The 814-nt window shown below is 48.0% G+C and carries 1 protein-coding gene and 1 pseudogene; both read right to left on the bottom strand.

The window, feature by feature from the left end; all coding sequences use genetic code 11:
* Nucleotides 1-431, bottom strand: a pseudogene (locus R8O11_RS26550) (ABC transporter substrate-binding protein); the annotation flags it as partial.
* 35 nt (nucleotides 432-466) lie between these two features.
* A partial coding sequence (locus tag R8O11_RS26545; RefSeq protein ID WP_318194785.1) for a metal ABC transporter permease occupies nucleotides 467-814 on the bottom strand: 348 nt, incomplete at its 5' end.

Below are 814 nucleotides of genomic sequence, written 5' to 3'. Positions count from 1 at the left end.
AAATTACTTGGGTTCAACCAAACGTATTTAGATGTGGCTCCATCTTCCAGCTTTAAGGCTGCAACGCCTTGAGCTCTAGGGGAAATCGCTTGTGAAGCATCAATTTCGATCAAACGAATGTTGCCTTGTCGTGCGTAGACATACGTCGGGTCTTGGTCCCAAATGGCTCTCATGGTGATGGCCACGGTTGCGCTCTTTCCTGCCTCTGAAACTTGGTTTGCACCTTTAGTGGCGAACCAATTCGCCACGCGTTCAATGCCATAGCGTTTGGGAGGCAGATATGTGGTTTCCACGCCCGTTCCTTTCATCAGTTGCTCTGACAGCATGTAAGTCACAGGGGTACTGGTTAAAATATCTTTGGCCATCGCCAATGATGACAATGTACTCATCGCCATCAATCCTAAACCTAAAGTAAGAGTTTTCATTTTCATGTCGAGATACTTAAGTTGGGTAGGTAAAAGCGTTATCACGCCTTACGAATAATTCGATAAACCGTTGCAGTTAAGAAGAAAGCAGCGGAAACAATGATGATCGACGCGCCCGATGGCACCGGTAAGTCGAGCTCCATTGGCAATATGGTGCCAACCAAGCAAGCAACCGTCGCAAGCAGAGAAGAAAGCAATACAAAGCTTCCCATTCGCTTGGTGAGCAACCGAGCTGTCGCACCAGGGATCAATAACAGCGCACCCACTAACACGGCACCAATGCTCTTCACTGCGGCGATCGTCACTAAAGTGATCATCATGACGAGTAGGTAATCGTAACAGCTGGTATTGAAGCCACGCACGCGAGCAATATCTGGGCTGATACACGT

It is taken from the genome of Vibrio sp. 1288 (assembly GCF_033344475.1).
This window is presented reverse-complemented; position numbering and strand designations above follow the sequence as displayed.